Here is a 23940-nt window from a genome sequence, read left to right as displayed (position 1 = left end):
ACAGGGATTTCCTACATCTCGCCCGGTTGGCAAGCCCCTTGCTCTAGCCCTCTTACAAGTCCACTGCTGGAAGCTTTCCGATGCTGGTGATTCATCGCAGAATCGACCCTCAACCTGTCTGGTCCGCCGAGTTGCACCTGACCTTCGAAGCGCGGAGCAAGAGCCGCCTGCGCTGTTTCAGTGCCGATGGCGAAGACGTCGGGTTGTTTCTGGAGCGCGGTCAGGCACCGTTATATGACGGCGAATGCCTGCAGGCCGAGGACGGGCGCATCGTTCGCGTTTGCGCCCGCCCCGAGCAACTGCTGCACGTCACCTGCGCCAATGCCTTCGAACTGACCCGCGCCGCCTATCACCTCGGTAACCGCCACGTCGCCTTGCAAGTCGGCGATGGCTGGCTGCGTCTGCTCGACGATTACGTGCTCAAAGCCATGCTCGAACAGCTTGGCGCCCAGGTCGAGGCGATTGAAGCGCCGTTCCAGCCGGAACACGGTGCCTACGGCGGCGGCCATCATCATTCGCGGCATGGCGACGAAGATTTCAATTACGCGCCCAAACTTCATCAGTTCGGCGTACGCCTGTGAATCCGGCCTGGGCGCTGTTGCGCCTGGCCAGTCCGCAACTGCCGATTGGCGGCTACAGCTATTCGCAAGGCCTGGAAATGGCGGTGGATAACGGCCGCGTGAACAGCCCGGACAGCGCCCGCCGCTGGATCAGCGATCAGTTGCTGCTCAACCTCGCGCGTTTCGAGGCGCCATTGCTGCTCGCCCATTGTCAGGCCGCGGCCGAGGAAAACTGGGCCGAGTTGCTGCGCCTCTGCGAAACCCACCGCGCCAGTCGCGAGACCCGTGAGTTGCATCTGGAGAGCCGGCAGATGGGCTACTCGCTGCAGCAATTGCTCAATGGTCTTCCGGAACTCGACACGCCGGCCCGCAGCTTTCTTGAGCAATGCGCTGAACCGCACCTGGCCCTCGGCTGGGCACTCGCCGCGCGCGCCTGGGGCATCAACCCGCAGGACGCCCTCGCCGCGTGGCTGTGGAGCTGGCTGGAAAACCAGCTCGCCGTATTGATGAAAACCCTGCCGCTGGGCCAGCAAGCCGCCCAGCGTCTGACCAGCGAACTGCTGCCGCTGCTGCAACAGGCGCAGCAGGACGCCACCCGCATCAATCCCGGACACATCGGCAGCGCCGCATTCGGCCTGTCCCTGGCGTGCATGGCGCATGAGCGCCAGTACAGCCGACTGTTTCGCTCTTAGGAGAACAAACCATGAACACACAACCCCTTCGCGTCGGTATCGGCGGCCCGGTCGGTTCCGGCAAGACCGCATTGACCCTGGCCCTGTGCCTGGCATTGCGCGATCGCTACAACCTGGCCGTCGTCACCAACGACATCTACACCCGCGAAGACGCCGACTTTCTGGTGCGCAACGAAGCGCTGGCCCCGGAGCGGATCATCGGCGTGGAAACCGGTGGCTGCCCGCACACGGCAATCCGCGAGGACGCCTCGATCAACCTCGAAGCGGTCGATCAATTGAACCGGCGCTTTCCGGGGCTGGACCTGATTCTGGTGGAATCCGGCGGCGACAACCTGTCGGCGACTTTCAGCCCGGAGCTGTCGGACCTGACCATCTACGTGATCGACGTCTCCGCCGGTGACAAGTTGCCGCGCAAGGGTGGGCCGGGGATCTGCAAGTCCGACCTGCTGGTGATCAACAAGACCGACCTGGCACCGCTGGTCGGCGCCTCGCTGGAGATGATGGACAGCGATACCAAACGCATGCGCAACGGCAAGCCATTCGTCTTCAGTAACCAGAAAACCGGCCTGGGCCTGGAAGAAATCATCGCCTTCATCGAACGCCAGGGCCTGCTGAACGCCGCCTGACTTATTGACCAACAAGGAAGCTTCTCCATGACACTCAAACGTATTCTCGGCGCCGTGGCGCTGCTGCTTACCCCAGCCCTGGCCTTCGCCCACCCGGGCCACGGCGACAGCGGTCTGGTCGCCGGTATCAGCCACCCGATCGGTGGCCTCGACCACTTGCTGGCGATGGTCGCGGTCGGCCTGTGGGCGGCGCAACAACAAGGCGCGGCGCGCTGGGCGCTACCGTGCACATTCGTCGGCACCATGCTGATCGGCGGCATGCTCGGCTTTGAAGGGCTGGAGCTACCGGCGCTGGAAAGCGGGATCGCCGCTTCGGTGCTGGCGCTGGGTCTGGCGGTGGCACTGGCCGTGCGTCCGCCGCTGGTGATGGCGGTGGCGGCAACGGCACTGTTTGCGTTGTTCCATGGCGTGGCGCATGGCCTGGAACTGCCGGACATGAGCAGCCCTTGGGCGTATGCCGCCGGTTTTGTTGCGGCGACGGCGGCGCTGCATGCGGCGGGTTATGGCTTGGTGCGCGTGTTGCCTCATGCTGCTGCGCCGCTGGTTCGACTGGCCGGTGCTGCTTCGGCGCTGACCGGTGCATGGTTGCTGGCAGGCTGATCTCTATCGCCTGAACCGGCCTCTTCGCGAGCAAGCCCGCTCCCACACTGGATTTGTGGTGTACACAAAACCTGTGGGAGCGGGCTTGCTCGCGAAAGCGGTCTGACAGACACCGCGTCTCTAAAGGACGCCGCTCTGCTACCATGTCGCGCAATCGCCCCAGCCGTGACGACGTCCGCCAATGCCCCATGCCTCCCGCTCCACCTCCCTGCCCGAATTGACCACCCTGTTCAGCAACGTGCAACAGCACTTTCTGAACGTGATCGTGCCGCTCTGGCAAGGCCCGGGCTGGAACGCCGACATGGCGCTGCCCTACGAGGCACTCGACGCGGCGCATCATCCGTTGCCACCGCAACGCTATCGGGCGATGGCCTGCGCACGGCAGCTGTACCTGTTTTCCAGCCTGATCGGGGTTGTGGATAACGCCGAGCTGCGCGCCGCCGCGCTGTTCCGCTCGCTGCAACGGCATTTCCACGATGCCGAGCACGGTGGCTGGTTCTACAGCATCGACGCGCAAGGCAAGCCGCTGGATCAGCGCAAGGACCTCTACACCCACGCCTTCATCCTGTTCGCCTGCGCCCATTACTGGGCCAAGTCCCGCGAGCCGCTGGTGGAATCCACGCTCAACGCCGCACTGGAAGTCATCGGCCGACGCTTCGCCACCGGCGATGGCTTGTACGAAGCGTGCCTGGACCGCGACTGGATCACCCTGCAAACCGGGCCACTGCAAAACCCGCTGATGCACCTGGCCGAAGCGTTCCTCGCCACCTTGGCGGTGCGTGAAGACGCGTCTACGCAGCAAGCGCTGGTCGAGTTATGCACAGCCATGCACAAGCAGTTCGTCGATCCGCAGCACGGTGTGTTGATGGAGAAACCGCTCGGGGCTGTGGATAACTGGTACGAGCCAGGGCATCAGTTCGAATGGTATTTCCTGCTTGAATCTTCAGCCCTGCTGCGCGGCTCGAAACTGCACGCGGCGCTGGAGCGAGCCTTTGCTTTCACCGAGCAATTCGGCGTTGAACAGCCGTCCGGCGCCGTGCGGGCAATGCTCGTTCTGGAGCTGGACGGTCGCCCGAAAGATTCGACTCAGCGCATCTGGGCGCAGGCGGAATACCTGCGCGCCCTGACCTTGCGCCCGGACAGCGAAGCCACTGTGCTACGCCAATTGCAGGCGCTGCAGCAGCGGTTTCTGCATGCGGGCGGGTGGCATGAGTGCCGGGATGAGCTGGGAGAGGTCAGCCGCAAGGACATGCCTTCGACGACGCCTTATCACTTGGCGACGTGCTACAGCGGGCTGGCTGAATACCTGAAATGATGGACTGAACTTATCCTGTGGCGAGGGAGCTTGCTCCCGCTTGAGTGCGCAGCACTCACAAAAATCTGGGGCCGCTTCGCAGCCCAGCGCGAGCAAGCTCGCTCGCCACAGGAGATTCAGCAGCTCTGGATCAGGCAATCCACTTCTTGTCGCCCGTAAAGCTGATCGTCAACCAGCGTGCCGCATCCGGCTCGCCGAGCTGCGCCGAAATTTCCTCACGCAAGGCATCCAGCTGCCCCACGCTCTGCAGCCGGTAATCCGCCGGCAACACCACATGAATCTCGATAAACCGCGCCCGCCCGTGCTTCTGCACGTAGGTCACATAATCATCGAAACCATGCTCGACCTTCGCCGCTTCCATTACCTGACGCACCTGATCATCCAGGGTGTCCGGGGCAATACCCAGTACATCACGCAGCGCCGGGCCGAGGATCTTGAACGCCGGTGGCAGCATGGTCAGCGCCAGCACGATCAGGATCAGCGGGTCGACAAATTTCGCCCACTCGTCAAAGCCCTGGGCTTTGAGCAGCAACGCGGCGAGAAAACTGATCAACAGGCCGACCGAGAGCATCGCGTCCACCAGCCAGCTGATGTTGTCGAACTGGATCAGGCTCGATTTGAGCTTGCGATTGCGCCGACGCACGTAGAAGAAATAGGCGAATTCGACGACGGTGAACACCGCCGCATAAATGATCACCAGTCCCAGCTCGATCTCGCGGCCACCGTTGATGATGCCGAATACACCGTTGAGAAACGCATAGATGGCGATCAACAGCAGGAAGCTGCCTTCGATCAGCAGCACCATCGGCTCCAGATGCCAGAAACCGAACTGGAAGCGGTGATTACTTTCTTTGGCGATCAGCCTGGCGGTGATCAGCATCAGTACTTTGATGAACGTTGCGATCAGCGAGAAAAAACCATCGAAAAGGATGGATTGCGAACCTGAAACAAAACCGGTAACGATCCCGGCAATCGACACCGCGAACATCAGGATGGTCGATTGTTTGAGCAGTGACTGCTCACCTCGGTTACTCACGTAGCCTCCTCTAAAAACCTTTGAACCGCGGGGTGCGGTGGGGTTTGTCGGAGATGAGTTTACCTTATTGCCGGTTTTGCCCGGTTTTGTGGCGAGGGAGCTTGCTCCCGCCGGGGTGCGGAACGCCCCCGCTCTTCAGTTGAAAAAAAGCGGGCCTGCTGCGCAGTCCAGCGGGAGCAAGCTCCCTCGCCACAGGGTCTTACGCCTTGTTACGCTCGATCGCAAACCCGGCCCAGGTCTGGCTCACCGGCATCAGCTCCAGGCTGTTGATGTTGATATGCGCCGGGGCGTTGAGCACCCAGAAGATGGTCTCGGCGATGTCCTGCGGCTGGATCGGCTCGGCACCGGCGTATGTCGCGTTGTAGCGTTCCTGGTCACCGGCAAAACGCACCAGCGAGAACTCGCTTTCACACAGACCTGGCTCGATGTTGCTGACGCGCACGCCGGTGCCCTGCAGGTCGCAGCGCAGGTTCAGCGAGAATTGTTTAACGAATGCCTTGGTGGCGCCATACACGTGGCTGCCCGGGTACGGGTAGTTGCCGGCGATGGAGCCGAGGTTGACGATGCTGGCGCCACGGCCGTGAGCGATCAACCGCGGCAGCAGCAGACGGGTGCTGTACATCAGGCCTTTGACGTTGGTATCGACCATGGTGTCCCAGTCGTCGAGGTCGCATTTGGGTGCCGGATCGACGCCCAGCGCCAGCCCGGCGTTGTTGATCAGGCCACGCAGCTTGGCGAACGACGGTGGCAGATTGGCAATCGCCTCTTCCATTGCCTTGCGGTCACGCACGTCGAGCACCAGGCCATGCACTTCGGTCTGTTTCGACAGCTCGGCACACAGCGCGTCGAGACGTTCTGCACGACGACCGGTCAACACCAGTTTCCAGCCGGCCTCGGCAAAACGACGGGCACAGGCTTCACCAAAACCGGAGGTTGCGCCGGTAATAAACAGGGTGTTGGACATCGTGTTCTCCTTGCGTCGGCCGCCAGCGCAGCCATTGGAATAGAAAATCAGCAGCCAGCATGCCCGGCCCGGGATTCACGAGCAACACCTGCACCGGGACATCTTCCGATCAAAATTCGATCAATCGTCGCTACACCTTATGTGGCGTGGCCTGTAGCCATGTGCACGCACGTTATCCACAGTCCCTTCCACAGTTTCCGGGGGCAAGTGGAAACGCGCAAAGCCGCGCCCCACAAGGCTTTGCGCGGGAAATAGAAAGTTTTTTGCTTGACCCTGAAGCAGCTGTTGTGCCGGAGATGGCATTTTGCACGACCGGTCGGTCAGCGCAGTGATTGCGCGAGGCCAGTAATTACGGCCCTCAGCGCAGTCTTTCCAGAGTTTAGTCACAGACTTATCCACAGGCTTGCTCACATGAAATTGCCTCTACAGCACAGCATAGAAAAAGGTTGACAACAGCGTCTTCAGCTCCCGCAAAAACACCTGATCAAAAATCAATCACCAGCCTGCAGGCCACGTTCCACAAGGGCTTCAGCCAGCTACTCCCACGTTATTCACAGCCAGCTCCACAGCAAACGGGGACAAGTCAAAACTGTGGAAAAACAGCCATTTGCAGCGTCTATATGTCGCGCTTTGACAGCTATGGGAATTTGTTTTCCACAATTCTGAAATCTGGCACAGATCAACTGTGGGAGCGGGCTTGCTCGCGAAGAGGATGTGTCATCAAACACGGCGTTATCTGACACACCCTCTTCGCGAGCAAGCCCGCTCCCACAAGGGATTTGCGCTGGACTTGGGATGTAAAAAGCCCCGGGACTTTCGTCGCGGGGCTTTGTGGACAGCTCAAGCAGAATCAGTGCCCGCCCAGATAGGCGTTACGCACCTCCTCGTTCACCAACAACTCTTTACCGGTACCGGTCAGGCGAATCTCGCCGTTGACCATCACGTACGCCCGATCCGACAGCTTCAACGCATGGTTGGCGTTCTGCTCGACAAGGAAAATGGTCATGCCGGTTTTCGCCAGTTCACGCAGGGTGGCGAAGATCTGTTTCACCACGATTGGCGCCAGGCCCAGGCTCGGCTCATCGAGCAACAACAGCTTCGGCCGACTCATCAGGGCGCGGGCGATAGCGAGCATTTGCTGCTCGCCGCCGGACATGGTCATCGCCCGTTGAGTACGACGCTCTTCGAGCCGCGGGAACAGCTCGAACATGCGCTGCATATCCTCCTTGGCGTACTTGTCACCAATCGGGATGGTGCCCATCAGCAGGTTTTCCTCGACGGTCATGTCGGGGAACACCCGCCGTCCTTCCGGCGACTGCGCGATGCCGTTGGAGGCAATGTAGTGCGAGGACTTGTGAGTGATGTCGACGCCTTGATAGAGGATCTGCCCCCCCGCCGCCCGTGGCTGGCCGAAGATCGACATCAGCAGCGTCGATTTACCCGCGCCGTTGGAGCCGATCAGGCTGACGGTCTCGCCTTCGTTGATCTGCAGCGACACGCCTTTGAGGGCCTGGATCGGGCCGTAGAACACGTCCAGGTCTTTGAGTTCGAGGATCGGTTGGCTCATACCAGCTCCTCTTCATCGGCGCCCAGATAGGCGGCAATCACTTTCGGATCGTTGCGGATCGCGTCGGGCCCGCCCTCGGCGATGACCACGCCGTGATCCAGCACCACGATGTGGTCGGAAATACTCATTACCATGCCCATGTCGTGTTCGATCAGCACCACGGTCAGATCGTGCTCGTCGCGCAGCAGCCGGATCATCGCGCTGAGCGCTTCGGTTTCCTGAGGGTTGAGGCCGGCGGCCGGTTCGTCGAGACAGATGATCTGCGGCCGCGTGCACATGGCCCGGGCGATCTCCAGACGGCGTTGCTGGCCGTAGGACAGTTCACCGGCCAGACGGTTGGCGCAGTCCACCAGATCGACCACTTCCAGCCAGTAGAACGCGCAGTCCAGCGCATCGCTTTCGGCCTTGCGATAGCCCTTGGTGTTGAGGATGCCGGCGAGCATGTTGCGGTTGACCCACATGTGCTGCGCCACCAGCAGGTTTTCCAGCACCGACATTTCCTTGAACAGGCGAATGTTCTGGAACGTCCGGGCCAGGCCGGCGCGGTTCACCAGGTGGGTGCCGCCGAACATCTTGTAGTACAGGCGACTGAGAAAGCTTTTCGGCGACACGAAGTCGGTCGGTTTGAACGACTCGCCCAGCAACTGGATGACGTTGGTCTGCTGGCCACGCACGTTGAGTTCGATCTTGCCGCCGGAGGCCTTGTAGAACCCGGTCAGACAGTTGAACACCGTGGTCTTGCCGGCACCGTTCGGCCCGATCAGGGCGAAGATCGAGTTGCGTTTGACCTTGAGGCTGACATCGCTCAGGGCCTTGATGCCACCGAAGTGCATCATCAGTTTTTCCACAGAGAGTACGACTTCACTCATGGCGCAGTCCTCTCATAGTGAATGGCACCTTTGCGTGGAGTGACCCCGGTACGGCTGATGCGGATCAGCCCTCGTGGTCGCCAGATCATCATCAACACCATCAGGATGCCGAACAGCAGGACGCGGTATTCAGCGAAGCCGCGCAGCAGTTCCGGGGCAACCGTCAGCACAAATGCAGCGATCACCACACCGATGGTTGAACCCATGCCGCCGAGTACGACGATGGCGAGGATCAGTGCCGATTCGAAGAAGGTGAACGAGGTCGGGTTGACGAAGCCTTGATAGGTGGCGAAGAACACCCCGGCCAGGCCCGCGGTCGATGCACCGATGGTGAACGCCGAAAGTTTGACCAGTACGTGGTTCAGACCCATCGAGCGGCAGGCGATTTCATCTTCGCGCAACGCTTCCCAGGCGCGACCCACCGGCATCTTCACCAGACGATGCTTGATGTACAGCACAGCCAACACCACCAGGAACAGTACCGCGTAGATGAAGTAATACTTCACGTCCGGGTTGTAGGCGATGCCGAAGAACTCGTGAAACGGCACCCCGCCATCTTTGGCCCGCTTGCCGAACTCCAGACCGAAGAAGGTCGGCAGCGGCGCCGGCATCCCATTCGGGCCGCCAGTCAGCGACAACCAGTTGTTGAGGACCAGGCGAATGATTTCACCAAAGCCCAGGGTCACGATCGCCAGATAGTCGCCGTGCAGACGCAGCACCGGGAAACCGAGGATGCAGCCGGCAAGCCCTGCAGTGATCGCCGCCAGTGGCAGCACGGTCCAGAAGCCCAGCCCGAGGTATTGATAACCCAGCGCCAGACCGTAGGCGCCGATGGCGTAGAACGCCACATAACCGAGATCGAGCAGACCGGCCAGACCGACCACGATGTTCAACCCCAGACCCAGCAGCACGTAGATCAGCCCGAGGATGACCACGCCCAGCAGGTACGAGTTGGAGACAAACGGCACGATGACGGCGAGCACAATCAGCAGCGGAATGATCCAGCGCAGGCGTGATTTGTGATCGGCAGGCAGCACATGCACACCGGAACCGGTGCTCTCGAAACTGTCGAGAATTTTCAGGCCTTTGGGGGTTTGCAGGAACAGGCTGAGGGCAAACCGGCCAATCATGACAATGCCGATGATCCACGCCACACGGGTCGATTCGAGGTTGAAGCTGTAACCGTCGAGGACGACGCCGACAATCGGCCCGAATACGATCAGGGCAATCAGGCCGGCCAGGACCGCCTCAACCAGACTTTTTTTGATATCGATGGTTGTTTTAGTGGTTGAAGACATCGCTTACACCTTCGACACAAGAGGACGGCCCAACAGGCCTTGAGGCCGGAAGACCAGAACAAGTACGAGCAGCGAGAAGCTGAACACGTCTTTGTAGTCGGAGTTGACCAGGCCCGAGAACAGCGACTCGGAAATGCCGAGAATGATCCCGCCAAGCATCGCACCAGGCAGAGAGCCGATGCCGCCGAGCACCGCCGCGGTGAATGCCTTGATGCCAATGATGAAGCCGGCATAGAAGTCGAACGTGCCGTAGTTCATGGTGATCAGCACGCCGGCCAGAGCCGCCATGGCTGCACCGATGATGAACACATAGGAAATCACCCGGTCGGTGTTGATCCCGAGGATCGAGGCCATCTTGCGGTCTTGCTGGGTGGCGCGGCACATGCGGCCGAGCTTGGTGTACTTGATCACGTAGGTCAGCAGACCCATACCGACGAATGCGGCCACCAGAATGAAGACTTTGGTGTAGGTCAGTTGCACGAAGCCAGTACCGACTTCAACACGCCAAGCCCCGGTCAGCAGGGTAGGCACACCCTGTTGTTTGGCGCCTTGGGCGATCTGTGCGTAGTTTTGCAGGATCAGGGAAATGCCGATGGCGCTGATCAACGGTGCCAGTCGGGTGGAGTTGCGCAGGGGTTTGTATGCGACACGCTCGATGACCCAGCCATACACCGCTGTGATCACGATGGTGAAAATCAGTGTGCCGAGCATCAGGAGCGGGAAGGATTCAATACCGAAGTAAGCCAGCAGAGCCAGACTGATTGCCGCCAGGTACGCGGAAATCATGTAAACCTCGCCGTGGGCGAAGTTGATCATGCCGATGATGCCGTAGACCATTGTGTAGCCGATGGCGATCAGGCCATAGACCGACCCGAGGGTCAGGCCGTTGACCAGTTGCTGCAGGAAAATACCATCCATAACGCAATCTCACGCAATGAGAACCTGCCCACCGAAGCGGGCGGTTCTTCTAGGAAAAATACAGATTTACGTCGGAGCAATGCAGACACGTTCCCCCCGAACACCATCGTCTCCTGTGGGAGCGGGCTTGCTCGCGAATGCGGTGTATCAGTTACCGTTGATGGCGACTGACACCCCGCATTCGCGAGCAAGCCCGCTCCCACAGGGGGTCATGGCGTTCGGATGATCGCGTCAGCCCTTACTTCTGTTTTTCCAGCTGGTGATATTTGCCGTCCTTGTCCCACTGGTACACCACGTAGTCGGAGACTTTCAGGTCGCCCTTTGAGTCCCAGGTTTTTTCGCCCATCACGGTTTTCACCGGATTTTTCTTCAGCCAGGCCGCAGCCTCTTCGCCCTTGTTGGACTTCGCACCGTTGAACGCGGCAGCCAGGGTTTGTACCGAAGCGTAGGCGTACAGGGTGTAGCCTTCAGGCTCGGTGCCGGCCTTGCGGAACGCGTCCACCACGGTCTTGCTGTCAGGCAGCAGGCGTGGGTCGGCGCCAAAAGTCATCAGCACGCCGTCAACGAATTGCGGGCCACCGGCGGTGGTCACCAGTTCGTCAGTCACGATGCCGTCATCGGACATGAACTTGACGTCTTTCAGGCCTTGTTCACGCAATTGACGAACCAGCGGGCCGGCCTCCGGATGCAGGCCGCCGAAGTAGACGACATCGGCGCCAGCGCCACGGATCTTGGTGACGATGGTGCTGAAGTCTTTTTCGCCACGGGTCAGGCCTTCATACAACACGGGCGTTACGCCGCGCTTGACCAGTTGTGCCTTGGTGGCATCCGCCAGCCCTTGGCCGTAGGTGTCTTTGTCATGCAGTACGACGACTTTCTTGCCCTTGAGCACGTCGACGATGTAGTCGCCAGCCACGATGCCTTGCTGGTCGTCACGCCCGCACATACGGAACATGGCGCTCAGGCCGCGCTCGGTAACCTGCGGGTTGGTGGAACCCGGGGTGATCGCGATGATCCCGGCTTCGTCGTAGATTTCCGAGGCGGGGATGGTGGAGGAAGAGCAGAAGTGTCCGACCACGCCGGCGACTTTCTGGTTGGTCAGGTCCTTGGCGACTGTCACCGCCTGCTTCGGTTCGCAGGCATCATCGCCCTTGACCAGTACGATCTTCTCGCCGTTGACGCCGCCTGCCGCGTTGACCGCGTCCGCCGCTGCCTGTGCACCCTTCATGTACTGCTCGCCAAATGCCGCGTTGGCGCCAGTCATTGGACCCGCTACACCGATTTTCACATCAGCTTGAGCAAACGCAGAAACACCCAACGCAGTAGCCACTGCGAGGGCCAGAAAGCCTTTCTTGTAAAACGTCTGGGACATGAGGTGGTGCTCCAAGGTTTTTTTTAGTTGGCACTGCGACTTCACTTCACTGAATGCTCTGAGCAAGCGCCGTGCCATCGGTTTTTTATTCTTCAAAAAGTCGCTGCTTTCTTGTTATTTCGACTGTTTCGTTCCCATTTTCATTGGGCGTGCAACCGTCTAAACCGCGGAAGGTGAAACCGTTTTAAATCTGAGGCGCAACCCGCTTGCGCCATCATTGCAACCGCGGCACCAAACGACGTGCAACCAGCCTGTAACAGCTCGCGTCACCGAACTGCACACTGCTGGTGCGGGACTGCTACAACCCGCACCATTAGAGGCTAGTCGTTACTCCGAAAAGCGCCGCGTTACGCAACATATTTCAACACTCAAATCACGATGCGCAGGCACTGGCCCGCGTGATACAGCGAGAACCCGGCCTCGTACAGACAGCTGCGCAAACCGACACCGGCCAAGGGCTGCATCGGTGCGAAGGGAATCGGCAGGGCTTGAGGATTGCCGTTACACAGATAGTCGGCGAAGGCTTTGCCGACCACAGTGCCGGTGGTCACGCCGCGACCGTTGTAACCGGTGACGGCCACCAGGCCGGGCGCCGGTTCGAACAAGCGCATCAGGTGATCGGGGGTGAAGGCGATGCGCCCGGTCCAGGTGCATTCCCATTCCACCGGTTTCAGATGGGGGAAGTAATGCTGCTGCACGCGGTCGGCCCAGGCCTTGAGGAACCACGTCGGTTTCTGATTGCCGTTGCCCAGACTGCCGAGCAACAACCGGCCGTCCTTGTCGCGGCGAATACTGCTCAGCACCTGGCGCGTATCCCACGAGCCCTGCCCGCCGGGGAGGATGTCATGGGCGGCGTCGTCGGTCAGTGGCACCGACGCGACCTGATAGTAGTAACCGGGGAAGAAGTTGCGCTTGAGTTCGGTCCAGTCGCCTTCGGTATAGGCGTTGGAGGCGATCACCACTTGCTCGGCGAGTACCGAACCGTGCTCGGTCTGCACCGACCATTGCTGGCCCACGCGCTCAAGACGGGACACTGGCGAGTGATCGAACATCTGCCCGCCCAGGCCCTTCACCGCGTTGGCCAGGCCGGTGACATAGGCCATCGGGTTGAGCGTACCGGCGCGACGGTCGAGCAGTGCGGCGGCGATCTTCTGGGTGCCGGTGGCTTGCTCGCAGGCCTTGCCGGTGAGCAGTTCGACCGGCGCCCCGCGACGCTTCCACTGTTGCTCGCGACTGCGCAGGTCCGCCTCACCCTTGGCGTTGTGCGCCATGTGCAGGGTGCCTTCGCGGCGCAACTGGCAATCGATGTTGTATTTATCCACAAGGCTGAACACCAGCGCCGGCGCCGCCCCGAGCATGCGGTTGAGCTGACTGCCGACCGCTTCGCCGAATCCGGCCTCGATCTCGTCCGGCGGGATCCACATGCCGGCGTTGACCAGCCCGACGTTGCGCCCGGAGCCGCCGTGCCCGGCACGGTGCGCTTCGAGCACGCAGACGCTTTTGCCTTTTTCCAACAGATGCAGCGCCGCCGACAACCCGGTAAACCCGGCGCCGATCACGCAGACATCGACTTTGACCTCGCCGCGCAGCGCGGTGTTATCCGGGCGCTGCGGCGTGAGTGTTTCCCACAGACATTCTTCGCGTAACGGCATTGCCAGACTCCAACAGAAACCTGCCAAACACACTGCTGATCCTGTGGGAGCGGGCTTGCTCGCGAAAGCGGTGTTTCAGCCAACATCTGTGTCGACTGACCCACCAACTTCGCGAGCAAGCCCGCTCCCACAGGGGATCTGCGTCATTCCAAACTCAGTCGAAGGTGATGCCCTGCGCCAGCGGCAACTCCAGCGAGTAGTTCACGGTGTTGGTCTGGCGGCGCATGTACGCGCGCCAGGCGTCGGAGCCCGACTCACGACCGCCACCGGTTTCTTTCTCGCCACCAAACGCGCCGCCGATTTCCGCGCCGCTCGGGCCGATGTTGACGTTGGCGATGCCGCAGTCGCTGCCGACCGCCGACATGAACTGCTCGGCCTCGCGCACGTCGGTGGTGAAGATGCACGACGACAAGCCTTGCGGCACCGCATTGTTCAGGCGCAGCGCTTCCTGGAAGTCGCTGTAGCCGACCACGTAGAGGATCGGGGCGAAGGTTTCGCTGCAGACCACGTCGCTCTGTTCCGGCATTTCGACGATGGCCGGCGACACGTAGTAGGCGTTGGGGAACTGCTCTTCGAGCTGACGCTTGCCGCCGAACACCCGGCCGCCCTCGCTCAGCGCCTGCTCCAGCGCGTCCTGCATGTTTTCGAAGCTGTGTTTGTCGATCAGCGGGCCGACCAGATTGCCTTCCAGCGGATGGCCGATACGCACTTTGGCGTACGCGGCTTTGAGGCGAGTGACGATTTCCTCCTTCACCGACTCATGGGCAATCAGCCGCCGCAGGGTGGTGCAACGCTGACCGGCAGTGCCGACCGCGCTGAACAGAATGGCGCGCACGGCCATGTCCAGATCGGCGCTCGGGCCGAGGATCATCGCGTTGTTGCCGCCCAGTTCGAGAATGCTGCGGGCAAAACGTGCGGCGACTTTCGGCGCCACTTCGCGGCCCATGCGGGTACTGCCGGTGGCGCTGATCAGCGCGACACGCGGGTCATCCACCAGCGCTTCGCCAGCATCGCGACCACCGATGACCACCTGGCACAGGTGCGCCGGCGCATCGGTGAAATTCTTCACCACACGGTCGAACAGTGCCTGGCAGGCCAGTGCGGTCAGCGGGGTTTTCTCCGACGGTTTCCACACCACCGGGTTGCCGCAGACCAGCGCCAGCGTGGTGTTCCACGCCCACACCGCAACCGGAAAGTTGAACGCACTGATCACGCCGACCACGCCCAGCGGATGCCAGGTTTCCCGCATGTGGTGGCCCGGACGCTCGGAGGCGATGGTCAAGCCGTACAACTGACGCGAAAGGCCGACGGCGAAGTCGCAGATGTCGATCATCTCCTGCACTTCACCGAGGCCTTCCTGAGTGATCTTGCCCGCTTCCCACGACACCAGTTCGCCGAGGTCAGCCTTGTACTGGCGCAGCACTTCGCCGAACTGACGCACCAGCTCGCCGCGACGCGGGGCCGGCACCTTGCGCCACTGCTCGAAAGCATGATCTGCGCGACTGATGTGCTGCTCGACTTCGGCCGGGCCTTCCCAGTTCACGGCGGCGATGCGGCTGCCGTCGATGGGCGAATGCACCGGCACTTTGCCGTTCTGGTACAGGGCCGGGTTCACACCAAGACGATCAAGCAATGCGGCAACCATGAGTCACTCCTCAAGCGAAAAACTGAATGTGTGCGGCCGAATGTTCACAACCGGGCAGGCCTTTAGTTGTAGCTTCCCGAGGGCAAGGCAACAAACGACCTTTACGCGAGATATCATTCCGTTTATTCATGCTGCGCACAGAAAGACAAGAAAAAGGGACCACCCATGCTGAATAAACGCCACTTGCCATCGATCACCGCGTTGCAGTGCTTCGAGGCCGTGACCCGGCACCTGAGCTTCACCCGGGCCGCCGAGGAGCTGAACCTGACCCAGAGCGCTGTCAGCAAGCAAGTGGCGCAGCTTGAGGAATTGTTGCAGCACTTGTTGTTCCGCCGGGTACGTCGGCGTTTGCAGATGACCCCGGCCGGGGATTTGTACCTGGCGGAAGTCCGAAAAATCCTCACTCAGGTGGAAATGTCCACGCATTACCTGCGTTCCTACGGCGGCGAGACCGAAGTCCTGCGCGTTTCTACACCCTCGACCTTCGGCGCGCGCTGGCTGGTACCGCGTCTGAAGGGCTGGCGTCTGCGCCATCCGTCGATCCATCTCGACTTGTGCAACGAGCAGGAGGCCGATGACTTGCTGCAGGGTCGCAGCGATCTGGCGTTCTATTTTGGCCAGGGTTCAAGGCCCGGCACCGAATGCCTGAAGCTGTTCGGCGAAGAGCTGGTGCCGGTCTGTGCCCCCGGCAGCCTGCCGGACACGCCCTTCACCGACCCGACGCAACTGACCGATCTGGTGCTGCTGCAAAATGCCTCGCGCCCACAGGCCTGGCACGACTGGTTCGACAGTCAGGGTTACCACACCGAGCACAGCTATCACGGGCCGCGTTTCGAAACCTTTTATATGTGCATCCGCGCTGCCCAGGTCGGCTGCGGCGTGGCGCTGCTGCCACGGTTTCTGGTGGAAGAGGAATTGGCCGACGGCAAACTGGTCATTCCCTGGCAGCATGCAATGCCCAGCTCCGACGCCTATTACCTGGCCTACCCGGAACATGCGGCGGAAGTGCCGAAGGTGCGGGATTTTGTGAAGTGGATGCTGGAGCAGATCGACAGCCCGGACCTGACGCCGATATAGAGTTTTCAACAACCCTGTGGGAGCGGGCTTGCTCGCGAATGCGGTGGGTCAGTCAATTCAAATGGGACTGATACGCCGCATTCGCGAGCAAGCCCGCTCCCACAGGTGACCTCGACGCTCTTAAAAAATGCTGGCAATCCTCACCGCTGATATGCGCCACTAGCGTCATTGATTGATCCCGCGCAACCGCGCGGTGCACCTGGAGAACCCGTTTATGAGCGAGAGTGTGTTTGCCGATCGCATCGTGCAGAACCTGCTCGACACCGACTTCTACAAACTGACGATGATGCAGGCGGTGCTGCACAACTACCCCAACGTCGAAGTCGAATGGGAGTTTCGTTGCCGTAACAGCGAAGATCTGCGGCCGTATCTGGCCGAGATTCGCTACCAGATCGAGCGTCTGGCCGAGCTGAGCCTGAGTGCCGACCAGTTGAGTTTCCTCGAGCGCATCACCTTCCTGAAACCGGATTTCCTGCGCTTTCTCGGACTGTTCCGCTTCAATCTGCGCTACCTGCACACCGGTATCGAGAACGGCGAACTGTTCATCCGGCTGCGCGGCCCGTGGCTGCATGTGATCCTCTACGAAGTACCGTTGCTGGCGATCGTCAGCGAAGTGCGTAACCGCTATCGCTACCGGGAAATCGAGCTGGTGCAGGCGCGGGAACAGCTGTATCGCAAGTTCGACTGGCTCAGCGCCAATGCCTCGGCCGACGAACTGGCGCAATTGCAGGTCGCCGATTTCGGCACCCGCCGGCGCTTTTCGTACCGCGTGCAGGAAGAAGTGGTCAACGTGCTCAAGCACGATTTCCCCGGGCGCTTCGTCGGCACCAGCAACGTGCACCTGTCCCGCGAGCTGGATATGAAGCCGCTTGGCACCATGGCCCATGAATGGATCATGGCCCATCAGCAACTCGGCCCACGGCTGATCGACAGCCAGATCGCCGCCCTCGACTGCTGGGTGCGCGAGTACCGTGGTCTGCTCGGGATTGCGCTCACCGATTGCATCACCACCGACGCGTTTCTCGGCGACTTCGACCTGTTCTTCGCCAAGCTCTTCGATGGTCTGCGCCACGATTCAGGGGATCCGGTGCAGTGGGGCGAAAAATGCATCGCCCACTACCACAAGCTCGGCATCGACCCGATGAGCAAGACCCTGGTGTTCTCTGACAGTCTGACCCTGCCCAAGTCGCTGGAGATCTTCCGCGCGCTGCACGGGCGGATCAACGTCAGCTTTGGCATCGGCACCAACCTGACCTGTGACATTCCGGGTGTCGAACCGATGAGCATCGTGCTTAAAATGACCGCCTGCAACGGCCAGCCGGTGGCGAAGATCTCCGACGAGCCAGGCAAGACTCACTGTAAAGACCCGAATTTCGTCGCCTATTTGCGACATGTGTTCCAGGTTCCTGCCGTTTCCAGCCTATCTAGCAAGGAGTGAATTCATGCAAGCCGTACAGCGTGAGATTGCTGAACAGCTCAAGGTGCAACCGCCATTCGCCGGGCATCAGGCCCTCGAAGCGGAAGTCGCCCGGCGCATCACCTTTATCCAGGACTGCCTGGTCAATTCCGGCCTCAAGACCCTGGTGCTGGGCATCAGCGGCGGTGTCGACTCGCTGACCGCCGGCCTCCTGGCCCAGCGCGCCATGCGTGAACTGCGCGAGCGCACCGGCGACGACGCCTACAAGTTCATTGCCGTGCGCCTGCCGTACGAAACCCAGTTCGATGAGCACGATGCGCAAGCGTCGGTGGATTTCATCGCCCCGGACGAACGCCACACCGTGAACATCGGCCCGGCGGTCAAATCACTGGCCAGGGAAGTGGCGGCGTTCGAAGGCAAACACGCGGTGTCGGTGGATTTCGTGCTCGGCAACACCAAGGCGCGGATGCGCATGGTCGCCCAGTACACCATCGCCGGCGCGGCGCACGGGCTGGTGATCGGCACCGACCACGCGGCGGAAGCGGTGATGGGCTTCTTCACCAAGTTCGGGGACGGCGCCTGCGACCTGGCCCCGCTCAGCGGTCTGGTGAAAAACCAGGTCCGGGCGATCGCCCGCAGCTTCGGCGCGCCGGAATCGCTGGTGGAAAAAGTGCCGACCGCGGATCTGGAAGACCTGTCGCCGGGCAAACCGGACGAAGCGTCCCACGGCGTAACCTACGCCGAGATCGATGCCTTCCTGCACGGCGAGCCGGTGCGTCAGGAAGCGTTCGACATCATCGTCAATACGTACAACAAGACTCATCACAAACGGGTCATGCCGTTTGCGCCTTGATTGCATGGTGATTGAATGAAAAAGCCCGCTGAGGAGTGATCCTCAGCGGGCTTTTCTTTGGCCAGTTCACCTGTCGATGCTGATGGCCTCTTCGCGGGCAAGCCCGCTCCCACAGTGTCCCGGTTGTTCACAAAATGTGTGACCGACACAAACCCTGTGGGAGTAGGCTTGCCCGCGAAGAACGATGATGCGGTGCGTTGATTACTTAACAGTAATCGTGCCTTTCATCATCGAGATGTGGCCCGGGAACGAGCAGAAGAAACCGTAGCCACCATCTGCAATCTTGGCCACGTCAAAAGTCAGCGAATCAGTTTCTTTGGCGCCGATGATCTTGGTGTGAGCGATGATGCGCGCGTCACCTTCCGGCAGGTAGTTCTTGTCGATGCCCGCGGCCAGGCCAGCGGTGGCGATTGACTGCATGTCAGCTTCTTTGCTGATCACCAGATTGTGGCCCATGACGTTCTTCGGCAGGTTGCCGGAGTGGGTCAGTTCGACAGTGAAGGTCTTGCAGCTCTTGTCGATCACGATTTCCTTGGTGTTGAAGGACATCTGATCGGTGGAATCAACGGTGGTTTTGCACTCGGCAGCCATCAATTGGCTGCTGGCCAGCGCCAGCAGGGATACCGCAACAACTTTGGAAAACATGGTGAATCTCCAAGGCAGGGTTAACAAAAACACGAATGGTGGAAAGACTGCCTGAAATCTTCGCAAGTTCCTATGACTTGAGTCAAAAATTGTATACAACTTTCAGGCTATGACACTCATCGAAACAATCTACCGGCCAGATCCCCCGGCCGGGCCTATGATCGGCGCATCTACTGAAACGGAGTGCCGATCATGTTCTTTAACGGTCTGTTGTGCAGTTTGCTCGCCGCCTACGCCTGTGGCGCCAGCGGTACCTTTGAATCGCCAGAACGCGAAGTCTAGCCCTTGGATCGAGGCCTGCCAGCCATTACCCTGTGACGGATTGAACCAGGAGGAAGGCATGTCTCTCAAATCCGTTTGTGTATTTTGCGGTGCCAACGCCGGCACTGATCCGGCTTACACCGAAGCCGCCCAAGCCCTTGGCCGGGCCCTCGCCGAGCGCCAGCTGACGCTGGTTTACGGTGGTGGTGCCGTGGGCCTGATGGGCCTGGTGGCGGACGCCGCACTGGCTGCTGGTGGCGAAGTGATCGGGATCATTCCGCAAAGTCTGATGGACAAGGAAATCGGCCACAAAAGCCTGACGCGCCTCGAAGTGGTCGATGGCATGCACGCGCGCAAGGCGCGCATGGCCGAGCTGAGCGATGCGTTCATCGCATTGCCCGGCGGCCTCGGCACGCTGGAAGAGCTGTTCGAAGTCTGGACCTGGGGCCAGCTCGGCTACCACGGCAAGCCGCTGGGCCTGCTGGAAGTGAACGGTTTCTACAGCAAACTCACGGCTTTTCTCGACCATATCGTCGGCGAAGGCTTCGTTCGCGCGCCGCATCGTGACATGCTGCAAGTGAGCGAATCGCCACAAACCCTGCTCGACGCCCTCGATCAGTGGAAGCCGACCGTCACGCCCAAGTGGGTCGACCAAAAACCCGGCTAACCGCCGGACACCGATACAGGGCAGAATACGCGCCGCTCAACCTCACCTTCGACCCCAGAGGATCGCCCATGGCCAAACCCAATTACTCCTTCGCCAAACGTCAACGAGACCTGGCAAAGGAGCAGAAGAAAGAGGAAAAGCTTCAGCGCAAGAAACAAATGGCTGAAGAAGCGGCACTGAACCCTGACGGGGAAGTGGCGACTGATGACGATGTTGATGTTGATGCACCGAAAGACCAGGCGCCCGACGCCTGAGCCCCACCGGGTTTGATGATCGAGTCAGACCCTGCGGATTTGTGACGGGGCTGGCGGCTCAGCCGCTGGCCCTCACAGCCCTCCCCGTTTTTCGAACACGATACGACTTCCTGTGGGAGCGGGCTTGCTCGCGAAAGCGGTGTGTCAGTTACATCAACGTTGAATGTGAAGACGCTTTCGCGAGCAAGCCCGCTCCCACATGGGTTGTTGTGTTATTCCAATGGCATCACCGTGACACGCACTTCCGGATCGTGAGACCCGCCCCCCAGAATCACCCCGCGCAACGGCGACACATCGGAAAAATCCCGGCCCCACGCCAGGGTGATGTGCTCAAGCGCCGGCTGCACATTGTTGGTTGGATCGAAATCCACCCACCCGAGTACCGGACAGAACACCGACACCCAGGCATGCGACGCATCGGCGCCGATCAGCCGTGGCTGTCCCGGTGGCGGCTGGGTCAGCAGATAGCCACTGATGTAGCGCGCTGCCAGTCCTCGCGAGCGCACGCAAGCGAGCATCAGATGCGCGAAGTCCTGACACACACCGCGTCGGCGCTCCAGCACTTCCACCAGCGGCGTCGCCACTTGCGTGGCCTCGGCGTCGAAAGTGAACTCGCTGAAAATTTTCTGCATCAAGGCCTGCACGCCCAGCAGCAAAGGCTTGCCCGGTGGAAAACAGCTTTCGGAAAATTCGACGAAGCTGCGCTTCAAATGCACGTAGGGTGACTGAAACCGATAGCGACAAGCCTCGAGCATTTCGGCGGACAACGGCAGACTACTGTAGGTCAGCGCGTTGCGCGTCTGCTCCCACGCCGGGGACAGACTGAAGTCCGCCAGCGGCCGCGCCAGCACCTCAACCGTGAGCCGGGCGTTGACCTGCAACTCGTCATGCGGGCGCTCGAAGGCCAGTCGGGTCAGCGGATTGCCGAACACATCCAGTTCATCCCGCCGCGTGGTCGGCTGCGGGCTGATCAGCAATTGCTGCTCGGTGCAGCGCTGCCATGTGCACTCACGCGGCCACAGGTGCGCCAATTGCTGTGCCAGCGAAACCGGGCTGTCGTAGTGGTAACAGGTGTCGTGGAAGATCTGGTAGTGCGCGCTCATCAGACGGACACCGTGCGCTGGCTGACATCGTCGACATGGGCAAAGTGGCGCAGCGCCAGCCGATCGGACACCTGACCGCTGGCCTCGGCAATCTCCTGCAGCAGATCCGCCAGACCATCAAGCGCGGCACGCACGCTGTTCTCCCCGAACAGCGGGTTCTCCAGACAACCCAGATCGAACCGCGCCAGACGCTCGACCAACTGCGGCAACCCGGCCTCGCGAGGTACGCCGAAATCATCATTCAATCGCTTGAGCGTGCGGGTCACCAGTTTCAACTGAAACAGCACCGCATGCGGGTTCTGCTCATCCAGCAGCAACAGATCGAGCACCGGAATCAACTGCGCCACCGCCAGATACCGCGAACGGTAGGTGATGCTGCTGTTGCCCAGCTCCAGCAGCCATTCCAGCCCCGCCTGATCGAACGCCCCGGCGCCGCGCAGAAACGCCGCCAGACTGCTGCTGAGAAACTGCAACCGTTCGATGCGCCGGCCGATCATCAGGAAGCGCCAGCCTTCGTCGCGGGTCATGTCGTCAAGCGCGAAACCCGAGAGCGCCGCCAGCGACATCACCAGTCGGTTGAGGAAATCCAGCAACTCGCCGAAGTCCGGCTCTTCGGTGTCCAGCTCCATTGCCTCGCGCTGCAACTCGACCAACGCCTGCCAGTTTTCCCGTGAAAGCTTGCCGCGCACCTGCGAGGCCGCCCACTGCAAGCGCTGCAGGTTGGAGCGCAGACTGAACGACCAGTCCTCGCCGAGCAGCGCCGCCAGCAGTCGCTCCGGCAACTCGCCCTCCTCCGGCAGCAACATCAGCCGCTCGCCCAGCTCCACGGCGGCCTGCAAGGCTTGCGGGTCATCACCATCGACATACCGCGCGAGCATGATCCGCAGCAGTCGCGCACTGTCGTCGCAACGCTCGCAGTAACGGCCGAACCAGAACAGGTTCTCCACCACCCGCGAGGGCAGATAAGGATCGCGGCGCACCAGATCGTGTACGCCGACGTTGCGCTGGGTTTTCCATTGCTCGCCACTCGGCGCACGCTCGCCCAACACCCAGGTGTCCTTGCTCGCGCCACCGCGCTGCATCGACACCACTTCGGCATCGGCCTCGGCGGCAACCCGGGTCAGTCCACCGGGCAATACGCGATAGCCGTCACCACTGGCCACCGCATACACGCGCATGCCGATCGCTCGCGGTTGCAGTTGGCCGTCTTCGGCCTGCCAGATCGGCGCTTGGGACAGCTGCGCCAGTTCTTGCGCAACATAGGCATATGGCCGCGCCTGCATGCGCTCGGCGAGCGCCTGGCGCTGTTGTTCGCTCAGATCGCGGCCGAATACCGGCGCGAAGCTTTGTGAGGGGAATGCCGGTTTGATCAGCAGCTCCGGAAGCTTTTCCAGCGCCTGCGCCAGCACCGGCGCCTCGCCGCACCACCATGTAGCGATGGACGGCAGCAGCAGTTCTTCGCCGAACAGGTACTGATTGATCTTCGGCAGAAATCCGAGCAATCCCGGCGACTCCAGCACGCCGCTGCCCAAGGCATTGGCCACCAGCACCCGGCCCTGACGCACCGCCTCCAGCAAGCCGGGCACACCGAGTGCCGAATCGGTTCGCAGCTCCAGCGGATCGCAGAAGTCATCGTCGAGGCGGCGCATGATTGCATGCACCCGGCGCAGACCACTGAGGGTTTTCAGGTACACCGTGGCATCGCGCACGGTGAGGTCGCCGCCTTCGACCAGCGGATAACCGAGCTGGCGTGCCAGATAAAGATGTTCGAAGTAGCTCTCGTTGAAGCGCCCCGGCGTCAGCAATACCACCAGCGGCGCGTCGTCAGCACACGGCGCCTGACGCGCGAGGGTTTCCTGCAGGGTGCGGAAGAAGCCGGCCAGGTGCTGCACCTTCAGATCGCGGTACAACTCGGGAAACGCCCGCGACACGATGGTGCGATTTTCCAGCGCATAACCGGCGCCCGAGGGTGCCTGGGTACGATCCGCCGTGACCCACCAGCGGCCGTCCGGCGTGCGCGCCAGGTCCATGGCGTACAGATGCAGAAAGGCCCCTTCAGGCGGAGCAATGCCCTGACAGGGCCAGAGAAAATTGTTGTGGCCGAACACCAGCTCCGCCGGTAACAACCCTTCACTGATCAGCCGCTGCGGCCCATACAGATCGGCCAGTACCGCGTTGAGCAGGCGTGCTCGCTGGGCAATCCCCGCCGACAGTTGCTGCCACTCATCAGCAGCGATCACGTGCGGCAGCAGGTCCAGTTCCCACGGGCGGTCGGCGCCCTTGGGATCGGCATAGACGTTATAGGTCACGCCGTTTTCCTGAATCTGCCGGGCCAGCAACGCCTGCCGCTGCACCAGTTGCGCCGGGGTGCTGCGCTGCAATTGATCGAACAGCCGCCGCCAGTGCGGGCGCACTTCCCCGCTGTCATTCAGCAGTTCGTGATAAGTGCCCGCAGTGCGCGGGTAGCGGTCTAGCAGGTCAGGCATGGAAAGCTCGGCAGACAGCAGGGAACGGTCAGACTAACGCAGGCACATGACATGCGGATATAC

22 protein-coding genes are annotated in these 23940 nt (G+C 61.1%); 10 read left to right on the top strand and 12 right to left on the bottom strand.

Annotated elements, in window-relative coordinates:
* Window positions 1-80: 80 nt before the first annotated feature.
* The 5 genes from ureE (at window position 81) to AC1RBR_RS03045 (ending at window position 3793) form a co-directional block, all read left to right on the top strand.
* A complete protein-coding gene (gene ureE / locus AC1RBR_RS03065) occupies window positions 81-581 on the top strand; it encodes an urease accessory protein UreE (protein WP_003221180.1) in 501 nt (166 codons plus the stop codon).
* On the top strand, window positions 578-1252 hold the full coding sequence (locus AC1RBR_RS03060; protein WP_492562929.1) for an urease accessory protein UreF: 675 nt from the start codon (window positions 578-580) through the stop codon (window positions 1250-1252). Before ureE ends, AC1RBR_RS03060 begins: the two co-directional genes overlap by 4 nt.
* 11 nt (window positions 1253-1263) lie before the next feature.
* Window positions 1264-1878 carry an urease accessory protein UreG gene (gene ureG / locus AC1RBR_RS03055; protein ID WP_492562927.1) on the top strand — a complete coding sequence of 205 codons (615 nt, stop codon included), beginning with the start codon at window positions 1264-1266 and terminating at the stop codon, window positions 1876-1878.
* Between the two features lie 27 nt (window positions 1879-1905).
* Complete coding sequence (locus AC1RBR_RS03050; protein ID WP_492562925.1) at window positions 1906-2478, top strand: HupE/UreJ family protein; 573 nt, start codon at window positions 1906-1908, stop codon at window positions 2476-2478.
* Between the two features lie 181 nt (window positions 2479-2659).
* A complete protein-coding gene (locus AC1RBR_RS03045) occupies window positions 2660-3793 on the top strand; it encodes an AGE family epimerase/isomerase (RefSeq protein ID WP_492562924.1) in 1134 nt (377 codons plus the stop codon).
* A gap of 130 nt (window positions 3794-3923) precedes the next feature.
* On the opposite strand, the gene AC1RBR_RS03040 is transcribed toward AC1RBR_RS03045, so the two are convergent.
* From AC1RBR_RS03040 to amaB, 9 genes are all read right to left on the bottom strand, one after another.
* On the bottom strand, window positions 3924-4829 hold the full coding sequence (locus AC1RBR_RS03040; protein ID WP_027613537.1) for a cation diffusion facilitator family transporter: 906 nt from the start codon (window positions 4827-4829) through the stop codon (window positions 3924-3926).
* Between the two features lie 199 nt (window positions 4830-5028).
* Window positions 5029-5793 (bottom strand): SDR family oxidoreductase, encoded by a 765-nt coding sequence (locus AC1RBR_RS03035; RefSeq protein WP_115985420.1) that lies wholly within the window; start codon window positions 5791-5793, stop codon window positions 5029-5031.
* A gap of 850 nt (window positions 5794-6643) precedes the next feature.
* Window positions 6644-7360, bottom strand: coding sequence for an ABC transporter ATP-binding protein (locus tag AC1RBR_RS03030; protein WP_095138140.1), 717 nt, complete (start codon window positions 7358-7360; stop codon window positions 6644-6646).
* Window positions 7357-8229, bottom strand: coding sequence for an ABC transporter ATP-binding protein (locus AC1RBR_RS03025; RefSeq protein ID WP_095138139.1), 873 nt, complete (start codon window positions 8227-8229; stop codon window positions 7357-7359). The genes AC1RBR_RS03030 and AC1RBR_RS03025 overlap by 4 nt, the downstream gene beginning before the upstream one ends.
* On the bottom strand, window positions 8226-9527 hold the full coding sequence (gene livM, locus AC1RBR_RS03020) for a high-affinity branched-chain amino acid ABC transporter permease LivM (protein ID WP_095138138.1): 1302 nt from the start codon (window positions 9525-9527) through the stop codon (window positions 8226-8228). The genes AC1RBR_RS03025 and livM overlap by 4 nt, the downstream gene beginning before the upstream one ends.
* Window positions 9528-9530: 3 nt before the next feature.
* Window positions 9531-10445 carry an ABC transporter permease subunit gene (locus tag AC1RBR_RS03015; protein WP_007915894.1) on the bottom strand — a complete coding sequence of 305 codons (915 nt, stop codon included), beginning with the start codon at window positions 10443-10445 and terminating at the stop codon, window positions 9531-9533.
* Window positions 10446-10683: 238 nt separating this feature from the next.
* Window positions 10684-11817 (bottom strand): ABC transporter substrate-binding protein, encoded by a 1134-nt coding sequence (locus tag AC1RBR_RS03010; protein ID WP_007915892.1) that lies wholly within the window; start codon window positions 11815-11817, stop codon window positions 10684-10686.
* A 368-nt stretch (window positions 11818-12185) separates the two neighbouring features.
* The gene (amaA, locus tag AC1RBR_RS03005) at window positions 12186-13469 is read right to left on the bottom strand and encodes an L-pipecolate oxidase (RefSeq protein ID WP_492562918.1); all 1284 of its coding nucleotides are present in this window, start codon (window positions 13467-13469) and stop codon (window positions 12186-12188) included.
* Between the two features lie 154 nt (window positions 13470-13623).
* Window positions 13624-15114 carry an L-piperidine-6-carboxylate dehydrogenase gene (amaB, locus tag AC1RBR_RS03000; RefSeq protein WP_492562916.1) on the bottom strand — a complete coding sequence of 497 codons (1491 nt, stop codon included), beginning with the start codon at window positions 15112-15114 and terminating at the stop codon, window positions 13624-13626.
* A gap of 165 nt (window positions 15115-15279) precedes the next feature.
* On the opposite strand from amaB, the gene AC1RBR_RS02995 reads away from it, so the two are divergent.
* The 3 genes from AC1RBR_RS02995 (at window position 15280) to nadE (ending at window position 18461) form a co-directional block, all read left to right on the top strand.
* A complete protein-coding gene (locus AC1RBR_RS02995) occupies window positions 15280-16191 on the top strand; it encodes a LysR family transcriptional regulator (protein ID WP_492562914.1) in 912 nt (303 codons plus the stop codon).
* Window positions 16192-16405: 214 nt separating this feature from the next.
* On the top strand, window positions 16406-17629 hold the full coding sequence (gene pncB, locus AC1RBR_RS02990; protein ID WP_041065644.1) for a nicotinate phosphoribosyltransferase: 1224 nt from the start codon (window positions 16406-16408) through the stop codon (window positions 17627-17629).
* Between the two features lie 4 nt (window positions 17630-17633).
* The gene (nadE, locus tag AC1RBR_RS02985) at window positions 17634-18461 is read left to right on the top strand and encodes an NAD(+) synthase (protein WP_095138132.1); all 828 of its coding nucleotides are present in this window, start codon (window positions 17634-17636) and stop codon (window positions 18459-18461) included.
* A gap of 201 nt (window positions 18462-18662) precedes the next feature.
* Here the strand turns inward: nadE and azu are convergent, their stop codons facing one another.
* On the bottom strand, window positions 18663-19106 hold the full coding sequence (gene azu, locus AC1RBR_RS02980; RefSeq protein ID WP_064388650.1) for an azurin: 444 nt from the start codon (window positions 19104-19106) through the stop codon (window positions 18663-18665).
* 340 nt (window positions 19107-19446) lie between these two features.
* Between azu and AC1RBR_RS02975 the strand changes: the two genes are divergently transcribed.
* Window positions 19447-20034, top strand: coding sequence for a cytokinin riboside 5'-monophosphate phosphoribohydrolase (locus tag AC1RBR_RS02975; RefSeq protein ID WP_095138130.1), 588 nt, complete (start codon window positions 19447-19449; stop codon window positions 20032-20034).
* A gap of 68 nt (window positions 20035-20102) precedes the next feature.
* On the top strand, window positions 20103-20288 hold the full coding sequence (locus AC1RBR_RS02970; protein ID WP_095138129.1) for a hypothetical protein: 186 nt from the start codon (window positions 20103-20105) through the stop codon (window positions 20286-20288).
* A 212-nt stretch (window positions 20289-20500) separates the two neighbouring features.
* Here the strand turns inward: AC1RBR_RS02970 and AC1RBR_RS02965 are convergent, their stop codons facing one another.
* Window positions 20501-21391 (bottom strand): transglutaminase family protein, encoded by an 891-nt coding sequence (locus tag AC1RBR_RS02965; RefSeq protein ID WP_492562909.1) that lies wholly within the window; start codon window positions 21389-21391, stop codon window positions 20501-20503.
* Window positions 21391-23877, bottom strand: coding sequence for a circularly permuted type 2 ATP-grasp protein (locus AC1RBR_RS02960; protein ID WP_492562907.1), 2487 nt, complete (start codon window positions 23875-23877; stop codon window positions 21391-21393). The genes AC1RBR_RS02965 and AC1RBR_RS02960 overlap by 1 nt, the downstream gene beginning before the upstream one ends.
* Between the last annotated feature and the right edge of the window lie 63 nt (window positions 23878-23940).

Source organism: Pseudomonas sp. GW823-FHT01D03, from assembly GCF_058798255.1.
The sequence above is the reverse complement of the archived record's forward strand: the minus strand, read 5'-3'. Positions and strand labels throughout refer to the sequence as shown.

What these genes read in the sequence shown, in the direction of transcription:
- ureE (WP_003221180.1), top strand. Translation starts at nt 81, where the DNA reads ATGCTGGTGATTCATCGCAGAATCGACCCTCAACCTGTCTGGTCCGCC.
- ureG (WP_492562927.1), top strand. Translation starts at nt 1,264, where the DNA reads ATGAACACACAACCCCTTCGCGTCGGTATCGGCGGCCCGGTCGGTTCC.
- AC1RBR_RS03050 (WP_492562925.1), top strand. Translation starts at nt 1,906, where the DNA reads ATGACACTCAAACGTATTCTCGGCGCCGTGGCGCTGCTGCTTACCCCA.
- AC1RBR_RS03045 (WP_492562924.1), top strand. Translation starts at nt 2,660, where the DNA reads ATGCCCCATGCCTCCCGCTCCACCTCCCTGCCCGAATTGACCACCCTG.
- AC1RBR_RS03035 (WP_115985420.1), bottom strand. Translation starts at nt 5,793, where the DNA reads ATGTCCAACACCCTGTTTATTACCGGCGCAACCTCCGGTTTTGGTGAA.
- AC1RBR_RS03030 (WP_095138140.1), bottom strand. Translation starts at nt 7,360, where the DNA reads ATGAGCCAACCGATCCTCGAACTCAAAGACCTGGACGTGTTCTACGGC.
- AC1RBR_RS03025 (WP_095138139.1), bottom strand. Translation starts at nt 8,229, where the DNA reads ATGAGTGAAGTCGTACTCTCTGTGGAAAAACTGATGATGCACTTCGGT.
- livM (WP_095138138.1), bottom strand. Translation starts at nt 9,527, where the DNA reads ATGTCTTCAACCACTAAAACAACCATCGATATCAAAAAAAGTCTGGTT.
- AC1RBR_RS03015 (WP_007915894.1), bottom strand. Translation starts at nt 10,445, where the DNA reads ATGGATGGTATTTTCCTGCAGCAACTGGTCAACGGCCTGACCCTCGGG.
- AC1RBR_RS03010 (WP_007915892.1), bottom strand. Translation starts at nt 11,817, where the DNA reads ATGTCCCAGACGTTTTACAAGAAAGGCTTTCTGGCCCTCGCAGTGGCT.
- amaA (WP_492562918.1), bottom strand. Translation starts at nt 13,469, where the DNA reads ATGCCGTTACGCGAAGAATGTCTGTGGGAAACACTCACGCCGCAGCGC.
- amaB (WP_492562916.1), bottom strand. Translation starts at nt 15,114, where the DNA reads ATGGTTGCCGCATTGCTTGATCGTCTTGGTGTGAACCCGGCCCTGTAC.
- AC1RBR_RS02995 (WP_492562914.1), top strand. Translation starts at nt 15,280, where the DNA reads ATGCTGAATAAACGCCACTTGCCATCGATCACCGCGTTGCAGTGCTTC.
- pncB (WP_041065644.1), top strand. Translation starts at nt 16,406, where the DNA reads ATGAGCGAGAGTGTGTTTGCCGATCGCATCGTGCAGAACCTGCTCGAC.
- nadE (WP_095138132.1), top strand. Translation starts at nt 17,634, where the DNA reads ATGCAAGCCGTACAGCGTGAGATTGCTGAACAGCTCAAGGTGCAACCG.
- azu (WP_064388650.1), bottom strand. Translation starts at nt 19,106, where the DNA reads ATGTTTTCCAAAGTTGTTGCGGTATCCCTGCTGGCGCTGGCCAGCAGC.
- AC1RBR_RS02975 (WP_095138130.1), top strand. Translation starts at nt 19,447, where the DNA reads ATGTCTCTCAAATCCGTTTGTGTATTTTGCGGTGCCAACGCCGGCACT.
- AC1RBR_RS02970 (WP_095138129.1), top strand. Translation starts at nt 20,103, where the DNA reads ATGGCCAAACCCAATTACTCCTTCGCCAAACGTCAACGAGACCTGGCA.
- AC1RBR_RS02965 (WP_492562909.1), bottom strand. Translation starts at nt 21,391, where the DNA reads ATGAGCGCGCACTACCAGATCTTCCACGACACCTGTTACCACTACGAC.
- AC1RBR_RS02960 (WP_492562907.1), bottom strand. Translation starts at nt 23,877, where the DNA reads ATGCCTGACCTGCTAGACCGCTACCCGCGCACTGCGGGCACTTATCAC.